Annotated in this window: 17 protein-coding genes; 10 read left to right on the forward strand and 7 right to left on the reverse strand. The window is 64.8% G+C overall.

The annotated features are described in order from the left end of the window. From HL666_RS00005 to HL666_RS00040, 8 genes are all read left to right on the forward strand, one after another. The coding region (locus tag HL666_RS00005; RefSeq protein WP_172179248.1) for a response regulator at positions 1 to 593 on the forward strand (593 nt) is incomplete at its 5' end. Positions 594 to 618: 25 nt separating this feature from the next. Continuing rightward, positions 619 to 1,089, forward strand: a complete 471-nt coding sequence (locus tag HL666_RS00010; protein WP_172114528.1) for a chemotaxis protein CheW — start codon at positions 619 to 621, stop codon at positions 1,087 to 1,089. Positions 1,090 to 1,157: 68 nt separating this feature from the next. After that, positions 1,158 to 1,523, forward strand: a complete 366-nt coding sequence (locus HL666_RS00015) for a response regulator (protein ID WP_006613312.1) — start codon at positions 1,158 to 1,160, stop codon at positions 1,521 to 1,523. A gap of 73 nt (positions 1,524 to 1,596) precedes the next feature. Further along, the gene (locus HL666_RS00020; protein ID WP_172179250.1) at positions 1,597 to 2,790 is read left to right on the forward strand and encodes a protein-glutamate methylesterase/protein-glutamine glutaminase; all 1,194 of its coding nucleotides are present in this window, start codon (positions 1,597 to 1,599) and stop codon (positions 2,788 to 2,790) included. After that, positions 2,787 to 3,656: a CheR family methyltransferase gene (locus HL666_RS00025; protein WP_172134469.1), complete on the forward strand. Its 870-nt coding sequence runs from the start codon at positions 2,787 to 2,789 to the stop codon at positions 3,654 to 3,656. The genes HL666_RS00020 and HL666_RS00025 overlap by 4 nt, the downstream gene beginning before the upstream one ends. A 226-nt stretch (positions 3,657 to 3,882) precedes the next feature. Then, complete coding sequence (gene kaiC, locus HL666_RS00030; RefSeq protein WP_172179252.1) at positions 3,883 to 5,637, forward strand: circadian clock protein KaiC; 1,755 nt, start codon at positions 3,883 to 3,885, stop codon at positions 5,635 to 5,637. Next, positions 5,634 to 5,930 carry a circadian clock KaiB family protein gene (locus HL666_RS00035; protein ID WP_006613308.1) on the forward strand — a complete coding sequence of 99 codons (297 nt, stop codon included), beginning with the start codon at positions 5,634 to 5,636 and terminating at the stop codon, positions 5,928 to 5,930. Before kaiC ends, HL666_RS00035 begins: the two co-directional genes overlap by 4 nt. 11 nt (positions 5,931 to 5,941) lie before the next feature. Then, entirely contained in the window at positions 5,942 to 7,429 is a 1,488-nt protein-coding gene (locus HL666_RS00040) for a sensor histidine kinase (protein WP_172179254.1), read from the forward strand. Between the two features lie 608 nt (positions 7,430 to 8,037). Here the strand turns inward: HL666_RS00040 and HL666_RS00045 are convergent. From HL666_RS00045 to HL666_RS00075, 7 genes are all read right to left on the reverse strand, one after another. Continuing rightward, positions 8,038 to 10,212 (reverse strand): RelA/SpoT family protein, encoded by a 2,175-nt coding sequence (locus tag HL666_RS00045; protein ID WP_376698574.1) that lies wholly within the window; start codon positions 10,210 to 10,212, stop codon positions 8,038 to 8,040. Between the two features lie 830 nt (positions 10,213 to 11,042). After that, entirely contained in the window at positions 11,043 to 11,870 is an 828-nt protein-coding gene (locus tag HL666_RS00050) for a hypothetical protein (protein WP_172114540.1), read from the reverse strand. A gap of 287 nt (positions 11,871 to 12,157) precedes the next feature. Continuing rightward, positions 12,158 to 12,538 (reverse strand): response regulator, encoded by a 381-nt coding sequence (locus HL666_RS00055; protein ID WP_172134473.1) that lies wholly within the window; start codon positions 12,536 to 12,538, stop codon positions 12,158 to 12,160. Positions 12,539 to 12,649: 111 nt separating this feature from the next. Then, positions 12,650 to 13,825 carry a glutathionylspermidine synthase family protein gene (locus HL666_RS00060; protein ID WP_172114544.1) on the reverse strand — a complete coding sequence of 392 codons (1,176 nt, stop codon included), beginning with the start codon at positions 13,823 to 13,825 and terminating at the stop codon, positions 12,650 to 12,652. Between the two features lie 326 nt (positions 13,826 to 14,151). Then, entirely contained in the window at positions 14,152 to 14,559 is a 408-nt protein-coding gene (locus HL666_RS00065; protein ID WP_172114547.1) for a hypothetical protein, read from the reverse strand. Positions 14,560 to 14,561: 2 nt separating this feature from the next. Next, positions 14,562 to 14,966, reverse strand: coding sequence for a DUF350 domain-containing protein (locus HL666_RS00070; protein ID WP_172114550.1), 405 nt, complete (start codon positions 14,964 to 14,966; stop codon positions 14,562 to 14,564). A gap of 69 nt (positions 14,967 to 15,035) precedes the next feature. Further along, positions 15,036 to 15,788, reverse strand: coding sequence for a GntR family transcriptional regulator (locus tag HL666_RS00075; RefSeq protein WP_172179256.1), 753 nt, complete (start codon positions 15,786 to 15,788; stop codon positions 15,036 to 15,038). A gap of 192 nt (positions 15,789 to 15,980) precedes the next feature. Here HL666_RS00075 and HL666_RS00080 point away from each other — a divergent pair, with 192 nt between their 5' ends. Together HL666_RS00080 and HL666_RS00085 are read left to right on the forward strand one after the other, a co-directional pair. Further along, positions 15,981 to 16,988, forward strand: coding sequence for an ABC transporter substrate-binding protein (locus tag HL666_RS00080; protein ID WP_172180141.1), 1,008 nt, complete (start codon positions 15,981 to 15,983; stop codon positions 16,986 to 16,988). 311 nt (positions 16,989 to 17,299) lie between these two features. Beyond that, positions 17,300 to 18,112 carry an ABC transporter permease gene (locus HL666_RS00085; protein ID WP_172179258.1) on the forward strand — a complete coding sequence of 271 codons (813 nt, stop codon included), beginning with the start codon at positions 17,300 to 17,302 and terminating at the stop codon, positions 18,110 to 18,112.

Consider the following 18,112-nt stretch of genomic DNA (forward strand, 5'->3'; position numbering starts at 1 on the left):
TGGGCCTCGTCGTCGACGAGATCATCGACATCGTCGAAGAGCGGCTCAACATCCAGGTCTCCGGCGCGCGGGACGGCATCCTCGGCTCGGCCGTGATCAAGGGCCAGGCCACCGAGGTCATCGACGTCGGTCACTTCCTGCCGATGGCCTTCGCGGACTGGTTCATCCGCAAGGAGATGGCCACCGAGTCGCAGACGCAGTCGGTGCTCTTGGTCGACGACTCGCCGTTCTTCCGCAACATGCTGGCGCCGGTGTTGAAGTCGGCCGGCTACAAGGTGCGCACCGCGGCATCCGCCATCGAGGGCCTCGCCACGCTGCGCTCCGGGCACACCTTCGACATCGTCGTCACCGACATCGAGATGCCGGAGATGAACGGCTTCGAGTTCGCCGAGGCGATCCGCTCCGACCAGAACCTGAACCAGCTGCCGGTCATCGCGGTGTCGTCGCTGGTCTCGCCGGCTGCGATCGAGCGCGGCCGCCAGGCCGGCCTGTACGACTACATCGCCAAGTTCGACCGGCCTGGCCTGATCGCGGCGCTGAAGGAACAGATCGAGGAACGGGCGCGCGCCGAAGCCAATCGGCGGGCCGCGTGACAGGAACGGGCAGGAGTAGCGTGCGATGAGCAGCAAGATTGAGACCACCGAGGGCGCAGCCGTCGAATACGTCACCGCGATGATCGGTGGACAATTGTTCGGCCTGCCGATCTCGCGGGTGCAGGACGTGTTCATGCCGGAGCGGGTGACGCGGGTGCCGCTGTCGTCGGCCGAGATCGCCGGTGTGCTGAACCTGCGCGGCCGCATCGTGACCGTCGTCGACATGCGGGCGCGGCTGGGCCTTGCCAGGGCCGAGGACGGCAAGCCGCCGATGGCGGTCGGCGTCGACCTGCGCGGCGAGTCCTACGGCCTCTTGATCGACCAGATCGGCGAGGTGCTGCGGCTGCCGGAGGAGAGCCGGGAGGAGAACCCGGTGAACCTCGATCCGCGCATGGCGAAGCTCGCCGGCGGCGTGCACCGCCTCGATGGCCAGCTGATGGTCATCCTCGATGTCGATCGCGTGCTCGAGCTCGCTGCCGACAAGATGGCGGCCTGAGGCCGCAGCTTTGAGCGCAGCGACGCAAATGGCTTCGTTGCATTGGACCCCGATTCCGAGAGGCTGATATGAGAACCTGTTTGGTAGTTGACGATTCCAGCGTCATTCGAAAAGTGGCGCGGCGCATTCTCGAAGGTCTGGATTTCCAGATCGTCGAGGCGGAGGACGGCGAGCAGGCGCTGGAGATCTGCAAGCGCGGGCTGCCCGACGCCGTCCTGCTCGACTGGAACATGCCCGTCATGGACGGCTATGAGTTCCTCGGCAATCTCCGCCGCATGCCCGGCGGCGATGCGCCCAAGGTGGTGTTCTGCACGACCGAGAACGACGTCGCACACATCGCGCGCGCGCTGCATGCCGGCGCCAACGAGTACATCATGAAGCCCTTCGACAAGGACATCGTGACAGCCAAATTCCAGGAAGTCGGCCTGATCTGATCTCCGTCGGGTCGAGTAGCCCGTGCTCGTCCGGGCTTGCCGTCGCCCTCTGCCTCTGTCCTGTTGGTGAACTATGAGCGTCGCGTTGGCCAGTTCTTCGATTCCAAGTTCGACCAGGCAGGAACCTCTCCGGGTGATGGTCGTGGACGATTCCGTCGTCATCCGCGGCATGATCTCGCGCTGGATCAGCTCCGAGCCGGACATGGTCGTGGCGGCGTCGCTCCGCACCGGCCTCGAGGCCGTCAACCAGATCGATCGCGTGAATCCCGACGTCGCCGTGCTCGACATCGAGATGCCCGAGCTCGACGGCATCGCGGCGCTGCCGAAGTTGCTTGCCAAGAAGAAGAACCTTGCCGTCATCATGGCCTCGACGTTGACCCGCCGCAACGCGGAGATCAGCTTCAAGGCGCTGTCGCTCGGCGCGGCCGACTACATCCCCAAGCCCGAGAGCACGCGCGAGGCCTCGGCTGCGGACAATTTCCACTACGATCTGATTCAGAAGATCCGCAATCTCGGCGCCAAGGCGCGCCGCGCCGCTCCCGTGCATCACGCCCCCGCGGCGACTCCGCACGTTCACGAGCTCAGGCCGGCCGCGGTGCCGCGCCCGCTCGCCGCACCCGTTCCCGCGCATGCCGCACCCCATGTCCCGGCGCAGATCGCGCGGCGCGCCTTCAGCTCGCAGATGCCGAAGGTGCTGCTGATCGGATCGTCGACCGGCGGACCGCAGGCGCTGATGTCCGTCGTCACCGAGCTCGGTGCGGTGATCGATCGTTTCCCGGTGCTGATCACCCAGCACATGCCGCCGACCTTCACCACCATCCTGGCCGAGCATCTGGCGCGCTCGAGCCGCCGGCCGGCGCATGAGGCCATCGACGGCGAGGTCATCAAGCCGGGCCAAATCTATCTTGCGCCGGGCGGACGCCACATGCGCGTCGCACGCCATGGCGCCGACGCGGTCATCGCGCTCGACAACGGGCCGCCGGTGAATTTCTGCAAGCCGGCGGTGGATCCCCTGTTCACCTCGGCCGTCGACATCTGGCAAGGCGCGACGCTGGCCGTGATCCTGACCGGAATGGGCTCCGACGGCATGCGCGGCGGCAAGGACATCGTCGCGGCCGGTGGCAGCGTCATCGCGCAGGACGAGGCGACCAGCGTGGTCTGGGGCATGCCGGGCGCGGCCGCCAATGCCGGCATCTGCGCGGCCATCCTTCCCTTGAATCAGATTGCACCGAAGCTGGTCCGTCTGTTTGCTGGAGACCGTTCGTGACCCCCCTGGACTATGAGTTCCTGCGTAAGCTCCTGAAGGACAGGTCCGGTCTCGACCTGTCGGCGGACAAGCAATATCTGGTCGAGAGCCGGCTGTTGCCGCTGGCCCGTCGCGCCAATCTTCCGGGCATCCCGGAGCTGGTGCAGAAGATGAAGAGCGGCGGCGAGCAGCTCACGACGCAGGTGGTCGAGGCCATGACCACCAACGAGACGTTCTTCTTCCGCGACAAGATTCCGTTCGATCATCTGCGTGAAGGCATCCTGCCGGCGCTGATCCAGTCGCGCGCCAGCCGTCGTTCGCTGCGCATCTGGTCGGCCGCCTGCTCGACCGGACAGGAGCCGTATTCGATCGCGATGTGCCTGCGGGAGCATGGCGCGGCGCTCGCCGGCTGGCGTATCGAGATCATCGCCACCGACCTGTCGCAGGAGGTGCTGGAGAAGTCGAAGGCCGGCCTCTACAGCCAGTTCGAAGTGCAGCGCGGCCTGCCGATCCAGCTGCTGGTGAAATACTTCACCCAGCTCGGCGAACTCTGGCAGCTCAGCGCCGACATCCGCGGCATGGTCCAGCATCGCCAGCTGAATTTGCTGCAGGACTTCTCGCATCTCGGCAAGTTCGACGTGATCTTCTGCCGCAACGTGCTGATCTATTTCGACCAGGAGACCAAGGCCTCGATCTTCGAGCGGATGGCCAAGGTGATGGAGCCCGACGGCACGCTGCTGCTGGGTGCCGCCGAGTCGGTGGTTGGCATCACGGATGCGTTCAAGCCCAACCAGGAGCGGCGGGGTCTGTACCAGATCAATCCGGTCCGCAGTCCGCGCGGCGGCGCCGCGCTGCTGCCTGGCCTGAAGGTGGTCGCGGCGCGCTGATCGCGCGCCGTTCGCAAGGACGATCCCGATCCCCCGGGCCAGGGCTTTTCCCAAGCAGGGCTTTCCCAAGCCTTCGTCTTCAGCCGCCGACATACGCCGGCCGGCCATCGGCGGATCATTCGCAGACGCAAATCTTTCTCCCGGGGCTGGAACTTTTTTCGTCCTGGCGCGTCGATTCACGCCTTGGTGTGGCCGAAGCGTGTTGCCTTGATGGCAGGGGGAATGAATGAAAACGAGCGTGCGTCCTCGAATCGTGACGCGGGATCTCCCTGTCATTGCGAAGTCACCGACCGGGATCGACGGCCTCGACGAGGTCACCTTCGGCGGTCTGCCGCAAGGCCGGCCGACGCTGCTGTGCGGCGCCGCCGGATGCGGCAAGACGTTGTTCGCAATGACGTTTCTCTACAACGGCGCGGTCGCCTATGACGAGCCGGGCGTGTTCATCGCGTTCGAGGAGCAGCCCGAGGATCTGATCAAGAATGTCGGCTCGCTGAGCTACGACATCGAGCGGCTGATCGAGCAGAGGAAGATCGTCGTCGACCACATCCATCTCGACCGCAACGAGATCGAGGAGGCCGGCGATTATGATCTCGACGGCCTGTTCATCCGCATCGGGTTCGCAATCGATTCCGTCGGCGCCAAGCGCGTCGTGATCGACACGATCGAGACGCTGTTCGGCGGTCTCGACAACCAGGCCGTGCTGCGCTCCGAGCTGCGCCGCCTGTTCGAATGGCTGAAGAGCAAGGGCGTGACCGCCATCATCACCGGCGAGCGCGGCGACGGCACGCTCACCCGCTATGGTCTCGAGGAATATGTCGCCGACTGCGTGATCCTGCTCGACAACCGCGTGCACGACCAGCTGTCGACGCGCCGGCTGCGCGTCGTGAAGTATCGCGGCACGGCGCACGGCACCAACGAATATCCCTTCATCATCGACCAGGAAGGCATCACCGTGATGCCGATCACCTCGTCGGGCCTGTCGCATGATGCCTCGACGGAGCGGGTCTCGACCGGCATCGCCGATCTCGACGAGATGCTTGAGGGCCGTGGCTACTACAAGGGCTCGAGCATCCTGATCTCGGGCATGGCCGGTGCCGGCAAGTCGACGGTCTCGGCGCATTTTGCCAACTCGATCTGTGCCGCCGGACAGCGCTGCATCTACTTCGCGCTCGAGGAATCGCCGCAGCAGATCGTGCGCAACATGCGATCGGTCGGACTCGACCTGCAGCAATGGGTCGATCGCGGCCTGCTGCGCTTCTCGGCGCGCCGTCCGAACCTCTACGGGCTGGAGACTCACCTCGCGGCCATGCACCGTGAGGTGAAGGAGTTTGATCCCGCCGCCGTGGTGGTCGACCCGATCTCGTCATTGATGGGCGCCGGACTTGCCGGCGACGTGCATTCGATGACGCTGCGGCTGATCGACTTCCTGAAGTCGCGTGGGGTGACCGCACTCTTCACCAATCTCGGCGCCGGCAGCGCGGAGACGGCGCCCACCGAGATGCAGATCTCCTCGCTCACCGACACCTGGCTGCTGCTCTACAATCGCGAGAGCAACGGCGAGCACAATCGCCAGCTCTATCTGTTGAAGTCGCGCGGCATGGCCCACTCCAACCAGGTGCGCGAGTTCCTGATGAGCGGCGACGGCATCGCGTTGCGCGAGGTCTATTTGGGTCCCGAGGGCGTGCTCACGGGATCGGCCCGGGTGGCCCAGGAGGTCAGGGATCGTGCCGACCGCCTGCTGCGCACGCAGGACTTGGAACGCCGCACGCGGGAGATCGAGCGCCGCCGGCGCGAGATCGCGGCGCAGATCGAAACGCTGAAGGCGCAGCTTGCCAGCGAGGAGGGGGAGATGGAGCTTCTGAACCTGGAAGGCGCCGCCCGCGAGGATCAGCGCTCCGCCGATCGCATCGCAATGGTGCAGAGCCGCTCGTCGAAGCGAGCGGTGAGCTCGCCGTCGAATCCGATGGCATCAGGCAAATGACGGCGACAGCAATGGAACAGGATGGCTATAATCTGCGGCTCTACGTTGCGGGCCAGACGCCAAAATCGCTGGCCGCGCTCGCCAACCTCAAGAAGCTGTGCGAGACGCATCTGCCCGGCCGCTACACGATCGAGGTGATTGATCTGATGAAGGATCCTGCGCTGGCGCAGCGCGATCAGATCGTCGCCATTCCGACGCTGATCCGGCAACTGCCCGAGCCGCTCAAGCGCATCATCGGCGACCTCTCCAATGCGGAGAAGGTGCTGGTCGGTCTGGACATTGCTCCGAGCTGAACGGAGGACGCGTGGCGGCTAAAGATGTGATGCAGGCGGCCCGGCCGCGCAACGAGGCGGAGGAGACCGTCGAGGCGATCCATCGCGGCAATGTCGATGCCGTGGTGGTGCAGGGCCCGAGTGGACCCCAGATCATCATGCTGCAGGGTGCCGACGCGCCCTATCATGTCCTGGTCGAGCGCATGAGCGACGGCGCGCTGACGCTCGATGCAGACGGCAGTATCGTCTACGTCAACTCGCGGCTGTGTGCGCTGACGGGGCTTAGTGCGCAGCAATTGGTGGGGCGCAGCTTCGCCTCGTTGTTCGCCGGCCCGGTGCCGCAGCAGCGCGCCGACGACGCGGTGAGCGATGCGCAGTTGCGCCGCTCCGACAGCGACGGCCTGCCGGTGTCGGTGTGGATGCGGCAGATGGCGATGGGGGGCGTCGCCGCCACCCTGGTGACGCTGACCGACATGTCGATCCAGCGCCGTGCCGAGGAGGTTGCCACCGCCGAGCGCTTCGCGCGCTCGATCCTGGAGCAGGCCACCGATGCCGTGGTCGTGCTGGCGCTGGACGGACGGATAACCCATGCGAGCTGGGTCGCCGAGCAGCTCGCGGAGCGCTCACCGGTCGGGCAGCTGTTCTCGGAGGCCTTTCCGCTCGATGCCCAGAGTGCGAGCCAGCAGGGCACCCTGACCCGCTTCTCACGCGAGAGTCTCGATCGGGCGCTGGCCACCAAGCCCTTCCACGGCGTCGAGGTCGCCCTGCGCAACGAGCGCATGTCCGGTCGCTCGTTTCTGCTGTCCGGCGGGCCGCTGGTCAACGACGCCAAGGACACCGTGGGCTCGATCATCACCCTGACCGACATCACCGAGCGCAAGCGGGCTGAAGAGCAGCAGACCATGCTGGTCGCGGAGCTGAACCATCGCGTCAAGAACATCCTGGCCATCGTGCAGTCCGTGGCCGGCCAGACGCTGCGCACCTCGCCGTCGCTGCCGGCCTTCAACAAGGCGTTCTCCGGGCGGATCCAGGCGGTGTCGATCGCGCACGACATCCTGACCCAGACGCGCTGGATCGGCATCGGCTTCAACGAGCTGCTCACCACCGTGCTGGCGCCCTACGGCGTCGGCGAAGGCCGCATTGCGATCGAAGGGCCTCCGGTGCTGCTGGAGGCGCGGCTGGTGCTGCCGCTGTCGATGGTGCTGCACGAACTCGCGACCAATGCCTCGAAATATGGTGCGCTGTCCGCGCCCCTGGGGCAGGTCACGATCTCCTGGCGACGGTGCGACGACCGCAACAGGCTGGAGCTGGTCTGGATCGAACGCGGCGGCCCGCGCGTGGAACGCAGCGGAACGCGCGGCTTCGGCACCACCCTGATCGACCGCGTCGTCCGCTTCGATCTCGACGGTGAAGCCGCGCTGGATTTCGAGCCCGAAGGGATCCACTGCAGGCTCACTTTCGCGCTGACGGCCGAGACGTCCCCCGAACATCCGCCCGCCTCGGCCGTGCAGCCGGATTAGAGCATGATGTGTTTCTTCGGAATCGCATCATGACGGCATGACGCACCTTTTCGATCCCGCAGCTTCGAGGTCAGCCCCGCTCTCACCCTCCCCTGGAGGGCAGGGCTATCGCATATGGTCAATCTGAGTGTGTCGCGAAACCGTTTCCACATCGTCATGCCCGGGCTCGGTCCCGGGCATCCACGTCGTTCTCAGCTGCTGGACGACGTGGATGGCCGGGACAAGCCCGGCCATGACGGCGCGGAGGGAGATGGGTGCAAAACATCGATCGCCATATGCGATAGCCCTGCCCTGGAGGGGGGAGGGTCGGCTCACATGGAGCGCAGCGTAATGTGAGCCGGGGTGGGGTGATCCCTCCACTTGCACCGGTTTCGCGGAGAGATCACCCCACCCCGCTCGCCCGCTTCGCGTGCGATCGACCCTCCCCCTCCAGGGGAGGGTAAGACAGAATTCGCGGGCCTTCCGTCGCCCCTATCAGCACGTTGGCGATCAGAGCATGATGCGTTTCCACATCATCGCATCATCCTCCAGAGGCTGGTGCGGGAACCCGCATGCTTCCGGAGGGAACATGCGGGCCGTCGAAGGGGACGATGATGGACGAAGGTTCGCTAACCTTCGATGCGTTCGACCGAGTCGACCGATGAATTGACGCGCAAATGAGCCATGATCGCGCTCAGATGCCTCAGGTCGTAGACATCCAGGTCGACGATGAGCTCGTTGAAGCCCAGAGAACGACGCGTGGAGATGTTATCAATGTTGCCGTCCTGCTCGTTGATCACCGAGGCTATGGCGGCCAGGTTTCCCGGCTCGTCGACATATCTAACGAGAATGCGCGCCGGAAAGCGGCAGGGGCCGGCGTCGCTTTCCTCCCAGTGGGCGTCGACCCAGCGTTCAGGCTCGCCCTCGAACTTCTCCAGCGATCTGGATTGAATCGGATAGATGGTGAGCCCCTCGTTCCGAGTGACGATTCCGACGATGCGCTCGCCCGGCAGCGCACCGCCCTGAGGCGCGAACTTGACGGGCAAGCCGGATTTGAGGTCTCCGATCGAGGTAGATCTCCAGCCGCTTGTCCGATTTTCCTGCGTCGTGAAGAACTGTACTCTGATCGCAACGCCCTTCTTTCCGCCGGGACGGAGACCTTGATCTTCCTGGTAATCGGGATAGATCGCTCGTGCGACATTGGACGCCTTGATCTCTCCGCGCCCCACGGCTGCCATCACCTCGTCGACCGAGCCGCGGCGCAGTCGGGGGAGCGCTCCCTTCAGCTTGTAGTCGACAAAATCGAGCTTGATCCGCTCGAAAAATCTCTCGACGATACGCCGGCCCAGGTCGGCGTATTGCTCATCGACCGCTTTGCGGGTCGCTCTCCGGATCGCTGCCCGCGCCTTGCGTGTCCGCGCAAGCGTCTCCCATGCAGCTGGCGGCGCAGTCTGCGCGTCGGATATCAGCACCTCGACGGCGTTCTCATTTTCGAGCTCCGTCGACAGCGCCGCGAACTCTCCGTTGATCTTGCAGCCCACAGCACTGTTGCCCACGTTCGTGTGAACTGCGTAGGCGAAGTCGATGGCTGACGCGCCCCGCGGCAGTGCGATCAGCTTGCCTTTCGGAGTGAAGCAGAAGACCTGATCGCGAAAGAGCTCGAGCTTGGTATGCTTGCGGAAGTCTTCGGTGTCCGCGTGCTGCGAGAGAGCACCGATCGTCTGACGCAACGAAGCGAATGCATCCGATTCCTGCTTCGACGGCCTGCCGAACGAGTCCGCATCGCTCTCAAAGGAAGACGCTGTCGTCCCGAGTTCGGCTATGAAATCCCCCTCGTCGGTTCGGATCTGCAGCTCGATGCGTTGCTTGCCTGGGCCGATCACCGTGGTGTGAATGGCGCGATAGTCCATCTCCGTCGGTGTGGAGATGGTGTCCACGAAATTGCCGGGGACGACCGGCCAGACGGTGTGAACGATGCCGAGCGCCCGGTAGCACGACGCGTGATCCTGCGTAATGATGCGGAACGCATAGTGGGTGAGCTGCTCGAAACCGAGCGATCGGCGCTGCATTTCGAGCCAGATCGCGAATGGCTTCTTGCGTCGTCCGATGACCCGGGCCGCCAGTCCGCGCTCCCGGAACTTCGTTGCCAGCTGGCTTTCGACCTCGGTGATCAGGTCGGGATTTCGCGCTGTGATCGCGTCGAGCCGCTGGAGCAGCAGACCATATGCGCTTGGATCGATCGCGCGAAAGGACAGGTCTTCGAGCTCCTCGCGCATTTCCTGCATGCCGACGCGGCCGGCGAGCGGTGCGTAGATTTCGAGCGTCTCTTGTGCAAGACGAAACTGGGCCGCCTCCGGCATCCGCTCCAGACCTCGCATCTCGTGAAGTCGAGCAGCCAGCTTGACCAGGAGGACCCTCACGTCGCCGGCGATTGCGACGAGGAGCTTCCGCAGGTTCTCCGATTGCTCGGACGCCTGCGGAACAAGCTCCAGCTTCCGCATTCGCTTGAGGCCGTCCACCAGCTGACCCACCTCACGCCCGAACAACTCCTCAATCTCGCCTACCTCGATGCGCGCGGCTTCCGTCTCGGCGCTGCCGCCGTGAATGAGCGCGGCGACGATCGTCGCATCGTCCAGCCGCTGGTCGCAGACGAGCTTTGCGATCGCTGCCGGTGACGATTGCCTGCCCTCCGGCGCAGTCCGATGAGTTCTTCCATTGAGCGTGCCGTAGCGATACGCGCGTCGGATCAAGTTCTCGTCCGTCCTTGGATTATAGGTTCGTATCTGCTCGACGAGCTGGTCGATTTCGGCGGTGTCTTCCTGATCTCCTTCGCTCGTGTCGTCAAATGCGGGCTGTTCATCGATTGGAGCGCTCTGGCTCGCCGTTTCGATCGAGATCCTGCGCGCCGGAGTGCCCGGCGGGCTATCGATGGCCTCGATATCGTGAAGAGCGCTTCCAAGCCGGGCAAGGGCTTCGCTCGCTCGGCGAGCGAGCTCCTCCGATCGACCCCTTCCGGTGAACGCCCTGATGACGTCGAAGGGAAGCAGGACCTTGATCCGCGATGAGCCGAGATGCTCGACTTCGATGGCTCCGAGCGCAGACGCCACATCGTCTCCCAGGCCGGCGTCTCGTGCCAGGCGCCTGAAGGCGATCATGAGCTGTTGCCGCGTGAGGGTGCCGTAACGCCAAGCGTCCGCATCCTCCGGGCCAAATCTGCGGCGCATGAACGCGAACGCGTCACCGACGAGTGCGAACACGTCTTGATCCGGTATTCCCAGAGCCAGATCGAGACCGGTGAGCGGCATCACGCCGAGCATCTCATCCCGCTCCGGTCCGAGCTTGATCCAGATGTCGGCCGGTGTGCCGATCAGAGCCGAGTTCTTCCAGATGAAGACATCGGTCCACGGCTCATGGAGCGCGACGATCCGGTGCTGCTCCGGGGGCAGGCGAAGGATGCCGCCGGACTCGAACACATCGAAGCCGACGATCTCTCCCGAATGGTCGGCTTCCACCGAACAAATCGCCGTGTACCACGCGTTCGACTGCGGGCTGGCGACAAAGCAGGGGAGAGCAAACCCCCTCGAGGACAGCGGGGCATATCCGGCCAGGATCAGTTCGGAGGGGCCGGTGTCGATCACCGGATCAAACCCTGCGACTTGAAGAACCTGATCGCAACTCGATTGATCTCCTGCTGGAACTCGTTGGGCGTCTTGTTGGGCTGCCAGTCGTAATGGTCCCAGGGAACGTTGCGTTGTTGCAGGAGTGAAATGAAGTCGTCGTTGGCAGGCTGGCCATCCTCCTCGAGATACTGCTTGGGGAGAATCGCGAGCAAGACGTTGTCCTTCAACGGGACGCCGTGATTGACGGCGATCTCTACGGCCGAGGCTCGCTTGTCCGGCTTGTTGCTGCCGGTCCTTGCCTGGCGCGCAATGTCGACATATCCGCGGGTCACCGTCTCGTGCATGGGGACGTCGTCGAGGATGTCCGGCCGCAGATTTCCTTCGAGGTAGTCTTCGAGTGAACCGAAGGCCCATTTGATGTGCCGCGCAGCAGCCTCGAGGGTCGGCTCCAGCTCGTAATCGTCAAGGGGGATGTAAGGGTCCGCTTGACTGTCGAAAACGCCCTTGATCGCGGCTCCGGTATCGAACGGATAGACGTGATAGGGCGTCTTGAGCGCGTCCGGCCGGACGATGAAGACGAATGGGAAGCGGTTGATCTGGTGCGACTTCTCATCGCCATCCTTGAGCCGGTAGGCAAGTCTCACGGCAAAGAAATAGAGCAGCTCTTTCTGGAAAGCCCTGCACTTGCGTATCTCCAGATCGCCGCTGCTGACGATCTCACGCGCATTCCCGACCGCCGTGATGTGGACGAGCGGCAAGTCCTGCCGCACCGCCATTGTACTGGTGCGCTTTTGCAGCTGACGATCGGCGGAGCCGCTTTTACGCCGTTTGATGCCTCGCATCTGATATCCGAAACAGGAATGGCCGTTCAAAAGAGCGGATCGTAAAGTCCGATCATTCCGTTCAACTGCAGGTTTGGCAATATGGAATCATCGCTCTCGCGAAGGATGCAGGAGCGCCCTCGGACGGATGCCAGCGATCCTTCCGGCAAACCGTTTGCTCCGGCCGGTCGATCCGTCATGATACCGCTTGGCATCTTGTTGATGGGATATGAGAACCTGATACGTCGTCGCGGTCGCGGCCCTCTGGCGCTGTCAGTCCCGTGCGGGTGATCAGCCTGACTGCGAGGCTAGCGCGGCAAGAACGTCGCCTCGCACATCGCACGCAGAGCGCGCTCGTCGAATGGTTTGGCGAGCCGGGGCAGGCTGCGAAACTCGGGCGGAAACAGGGTCGCATCGTCATAGCCGGAGGTGATGACGATCTTCAGTCCGAGCGCGATGAGCTGGGGGAGGACGGCGAAGATCTGCTCGCCGCGCAGGTTGACGTCGAGCAGTGCGCCATCGAGTCTGCCGCGCTCGGCCTCGCGCAACACGTCGGCGACGCGCGACACCGGGCCGATCACGTCGCAACCGAAATCCCTCAGCACGGTCTCGAGCTCGAGCGCAATCAGCCCTTCGTCCTCCGCGACCAGGATACGCAAGCCGTCGAGCTGAGAATTGTCCGTCGCCATGCCTCACATCCGGTCGTGCGTGGTCGCCGCGTCGAGGAGTTCCGTCCCCTCGCTCTATCTAACCATCCCGGATCGGGAGTCGAGCCGTTTTCGCAGCCACTCGTTAACAACCTATAGGATCGCGTGCGGCAAAAAGCGCGAGCGGTTGCCCGTGATCGGGGTTGCGTCCTCGCGGATCGAAAGACCGCATGGCTGGTGGTCGACGAGCCAGCTGCCGATGACGGGGAACACGCCGCCGAAATCCGGCAGCGGCGCCAGCGCCTGCCGGATGAATCCTTCGGCGCCGTAGGGGCCTTCCTGTGCAGACACGGCGACGCCGTCGGACACCAGGCTGACATTGGCGCCCTCGCGCGAGTAGATCGGCTTGCGCACGAAGCTCGAGCCGAGACCGGCCGCTTTCGGATCGTCCTCGAAATACGCCGGCAGCAGGTTCGGATGACCTTCGTTCATCTGCCACAGCAGCGGCAGGATGCCCTTGTTGGAGAGGATCGCCTTCCACGGCGGCTCCACCCACTGCGTCGCTGCACTTCCGAGCCTCGCCCCGAAAGCATCGTGGAACATCCACTCCCAGGGATACAACTTGAAGGCGAGCGCGATGTCATTGTCGTCGAGATCGACGAAGCCGCCGCCCTTGTCGCGCCAGCCGATGTCGGTGACGTCAAGGATGCTTGTCAACAAGCCGGCCTGCGCGGCCGTGTCGGCGAGATAGGCCAGGGTGGCGGCATCCTCGGCTTCGGCGGTCATTCCCGCCAGATGCAGCCGGCGTCCCTTGCCGAGCGAACGCCAGCGCGCGATCAGCCGCTCATGGATGGAGTTGTACTGGTCGGCGCGTCCCGGCACGATGCGCCGCTCGGTCGCCTGCTCGAGCCAGGTCCATTGGAAGACGGCGGCTTCGAAGATCGAGGTCGGCGTGTCGGCATTGTATTCGAGCAGCTTCGCCGGCACGCGGTCGCCGCCGCGGAAGCCTGGAAAGCTGAGGTCGAGGCGGCCATAGAGACTGTCGTCCCGGCGCTTCCAGCTCTCGCTCAGCAGCGGCCAGAACGCTTGCGGGATCTTCAGCCGGCGCAGCAGCGCCTCGTCGGCGACGACGCGCCCCACGAGCTCCAGGCACATCTGCTCGATCTCGCCGGTCGGCTCCTCGATGCCGAGCTCGATCTCGGCGATCGAGAACGCATAGTAGGCGCGCTCGTCCCAGTAGCGCTCGCCGTCGAGCTCATAGAAATCGAAGCCGCATTGCGCCGCCGTCTCGCGCCAGTCGTCACGCTCGGGGCAGGGGATCCGCTGCATCTTGCCTACCTGCAGGCGCAGCCGCGCGCGCCGTGCCCGTGAAGACGGTGCACGGCGTCACGCACGCTGCCCTGGGCAGCGCGACAACGATGTTCGCCGTGCGGTCCGGACGACGGACCGCGCGACCGATGGCTTGGAGCTGCGATCGAGACCGCAACGATCGCTGCGGCCTCCATCATCGCCGGCGCCTTCAGGCGCGGACGCCGCATCGGGTCAATTCCGATCAGTCGGAAGGCCAGTTTTTTATGATTATGAGTCTGTGTCAAAGATCCGAATCCAACAAACAGCACAAAGGCGGTGTTTTCGCGGCGAGGGCGCGACGGAAATCAGCCGCCACCAAAGCCGAAGCCATGGCCAAATCCGCCGAAGCCGCCGCGCGAGACGTGGGCCGAGGACGCGTCGACGACATGCGTCGAACTGGTGCCGCTGCTGCTGCGCGAGGACGAGTCGCTGCTCGAATAGCCCCAGCGTCCGGAGCCGCTACCGCCGCTGCCGCTGCTTCCCGAGCGCTGCGAGGTGCAGTTGCTCGGTTGCGGCTGGCCTGCCACCGCGGGCGTCGTCGCGTCCGGCTGCGGGCAGCTCTGCTGCCGCGGCATTAGCGCATAGGCGGTGCCGCCGACCGCGAGCGTGCCCATCAACAGCAGCGCGACCTGGCCGGAGCGCTTCACCGGCGGGGTCGTCGGCGGTGGGGGCAGCGGCCGGCGCTTGCCGAATTCGGGAGGCTGCTTGGCCATGGTCAGTAGATCATCGAGGCGGCGTTGAGCGCGCCGGCGGACAACGATGCCAATCCGAGCCAGATCGCGGAGGCCATCTCGCCCGCGACGATGCGGTTGGCGAGGTCCGGCACCGGAATGCGGACGAGATAGTAGACGATCACCTGGACGATCAGTGCCACCAGTGCCCAGATCAGGCAGTCCAGCACGTTGGCGGAATGCGCGATGGCGCTGACCAGGGGCAGGGTGAAGCCGAGCAGGCTCAGGCCGAGCGAGATGGCCGCGGAGGGATGGTTGTCGCGGATCAGCTGGAACTCATTGTAGGGCGTGACGCGCGTGTAGATGAAGAGGTACGCCGTCACCGCGACCAGCGCGGTGCAGAAATAGACCAGGAAGGCCGGCAGGCCGGCGAGCGATTGCAGGATCATGATCGGGTCCGACGCGTGGAACTCTCATCTGTCGCAGCGCCAGCATGACCGGTTCGACACTAAGAAAGTCTATCCGCGGCCCGGGACCTGCCCGGCCTGCTCCAGCATCTGCAGTACGGAATCGCCGGTCTTGCGGGTGTGGTCGCCGAGCGCCGCCGCGAAGCCCTGGGCGTCGCGGGTGCGCAGCAGCGTCATGAAGGCCTCGTGCTCCTCGAGCGACTCGTTCCAGCGCCGCGCGTCGTAATTGGCCACCGCACGGGCGCGAAACACGCTCGCATGCAGGGTGCTCCACATGCCGAGCAGCACGGCGTTGCCGGCGAGCCTGGTGATCTCCGTGTGGATCTGCTGATTGAGCCGGAAATAGGCGGCGCGCTCGGCGGCACGATGCAGCGCCGTCAGCTCGGCATGCATTGCGTCGAGCCTTGCGATGTCTTCGGCCGTTGCGCGCGCCGCGGCGGCGCGCCCGGCGGCGACGTCGAGCGCCACCATCACGTCGAAGATCTCGGCGATCTCGCGGCTGTCGATCGGCGCCACCACCGGCGTGCGATGCGGGCGCAGCTCGATCAGCCCTTCGGCTGCGAGGATCTTGAACGCCTCGCGCAGCGGCGTGCGCGACACGCCGAAGGTCTCGCACAGCATGCGCTCGGGCAGGGCGGCGCCGGCCGCCAACTCGCCGTCGATGATCATCTCGCGGACCTTGGCGAGGAGCTGATCGTGCAGCGACAGCCGCGCCAGCGGCCGGGTCGACTGATCGGACGACAGCTTCAGCCGCGCCGGCTTGAAGCGCGTCTTGAGCTTGGGCCGTGGTGCGGGAGAGGTCATGCGCGTGGCCGCTGCTCCGCTGTGAGTTGCCCGAGATTCGAGCGGAGCGCCCGCGGATCGGGCAATCCGCCTGAGAGATATGAATATCTAACTATTGATTTTACGAGGAAAAGGCAAGATTGCATATCGCATCCAACTGGCATGTCGCTTGCTGATGGAGGCAGAGACCTCTTGATCGGACCTGCCCTGGAGATGGACGTGACACGCATTCTGCTCCCCCTTCTCGCCCTGCTCGCGCTCGCTTTGCCCGGGGCGAGCTTCGCTGACGATGCCGCCAAGATCAAACTCGGCTATGCCAAATGCGCGCATTGCACGCCGATGTCGCTGACGCCGCAATTCGCCGAGGGCGTGGCGATCGATGCCGTCGGCTTCAACACCGGCACCGATGCGCTGACCGCCTTGGTGTCGAAGAACATCGACGTCGCGCAGGTGACCTATCTGCACTACGCCATCGCGCTCGACAAAGGCTTCGACGTCGTCGCCATCTCCGGTCAGGTCAATGGCGGCTCGGCGATGCTGCTCGGCAATGATCTCGAGGTCGCGCCGGGCGACTGGAGCGCGCTGAAGGCGCTGATCGCGAAGTACAAGGCCGACGGCAAGCCGTTCCGCGTCGCCGCCTCGCGCGGCAATGCGCAGGACATCCACATGCGCGGGGCCTTCGCCAAGCAGGGCATCGACATCAACAAGGACGTGCAGTTCGTCAACATCCCAAATCCCTCCGACCATCTGCAGGCGCTGCGTCGCGGCGAGGTCGAGCTGATCTGCACCGTCGAGCCGTTCGCGACCCAGATCATGCAGGCAAAGGCGGCAAAGTTCTTCGGCTTCCCCTACGACCAGGCCGCCGGCAAGCTGACCAATTTGATCCTGACCCGCTCCGACGTGATCGCCTCCAACCCCAAGGCGCTGGAGGGCGTGGTGCGCGCGGTGGTGAAGGTCGACGCCCACATCGCCGCCGACAAGCCGGCGCTGATCGAGGTCATCTCCAAGATCACCGGTCTCGACAAGGCGATCGCCACCGGCGCGGTCGAGAACCTCGATCCCGATCCGAAGATGTATCGCCCTTCCGCGCTCGCCATCGCCGCGATGATGCGCGACCTGAAATACATCAACTCCGATGTCACCGCCGCCGTCGAAAAGAACCTCGACTACCGCTTTCTGGAGGCGGCCACCGGCAAGCCGAAGACCGAGTTGGGATACTGATGAAGCGGTGAATGCGACCGATGAGGCGAGATCGAGCCGCACGGGCAGTGCACCCTCTCCCCTTGTGGGAGAGGGTGGTTTCTCACGGAGTGAGAAACCGGGTGAGGGGTCTCTCTCCGCGATCTCGCCTGCCGAGATAGACCCCTCACCCAACCGAGTTCGCTGCGCAGCCCTGCATGCCCTCTCCCACAAGGGGAGAGGGCGCGGTCACGCGCAGCTCGCTCGCGGCTACTTCTTATGCGGTGGGACGAGCAGTTTCAGGACGACGCGAACGATCAGTCGATGATGTTTGAACACGTGATGGCTATCCCATGACCCCCGCACTGCTCCAGCTCCGCAAGCTCGATCGCACTATTGTCCCGGTGCTCGTGCTCGCCGGCTGGGAAATCTTCTCGCGCTCGGGGACGCTGCCGGCAGCGCTGCTGCCGGCCCCGTCGACGGTCGTGTGGGCGTGGGCGGACTGGCTGGTCGGCACCGACGGCAACACCCAGACCTATAGCGGGCATTGGTTCGCCGACATGCTGGCGAGCCTGTCGCGCGTCGCGGCGGGCTTCGCCATTGCGACCGTTCTCGGCGTGGCGCTCGGCGTCGCCATCGGCTGGTCGCGCAAGACCGAGATCGTGATCGAGCCGACCTTGCAGATGCTGCGCCCGATCCCGCCGGTGTCGTGGATCCCGCTCGCCATCATCTGGTTCGGCATCGCCAACAAGCCGGCAATCTTCCTGGTGTTTCTCGGCGCCTTCTTCCCGATCCTGCTCAACACCATCCACGGCGTGAAGACCTGCGACCGCAACCTGATCCGCGCCGGCGCCATGGTCGGCGGCAGCGAGCGCAAGCTGTTGCGCTACATCGTGTTGCCGGCGGCGATGCCCAGCATCTTTGCGGGCCTGCGCATCGGCATCGGCTCGGCCTGGATGCTCACGGTCACCGCCGAGATGGTCGCGGTGAAGAGCGGGCTCGGCTACGTGCTGTGGGACAGCTACTATTTCCTGCGCTACGATCTGGTGCTGGCGGCGATGGCGAGCATCGGCCTGCTCGGCTTCTGCAGCGACCTCGTCATCCGCACCGTGATGGCGCGTGTGCTGCATTGGCAGCGCAACACGACGCTGCGCGGCGGAGAGTGA

Origin of the sequence: Bradyrhizobium aeschynomenes, from assembly GCF_013178945.1 — a bacterium.
GTDB lineage: Bacteria > Pseudomonadota > Alphaproteobacteria > Rhizobiales > Xanthobacteraceae > Bradyrhizobium > Bradyrhizobium aeschynomenes.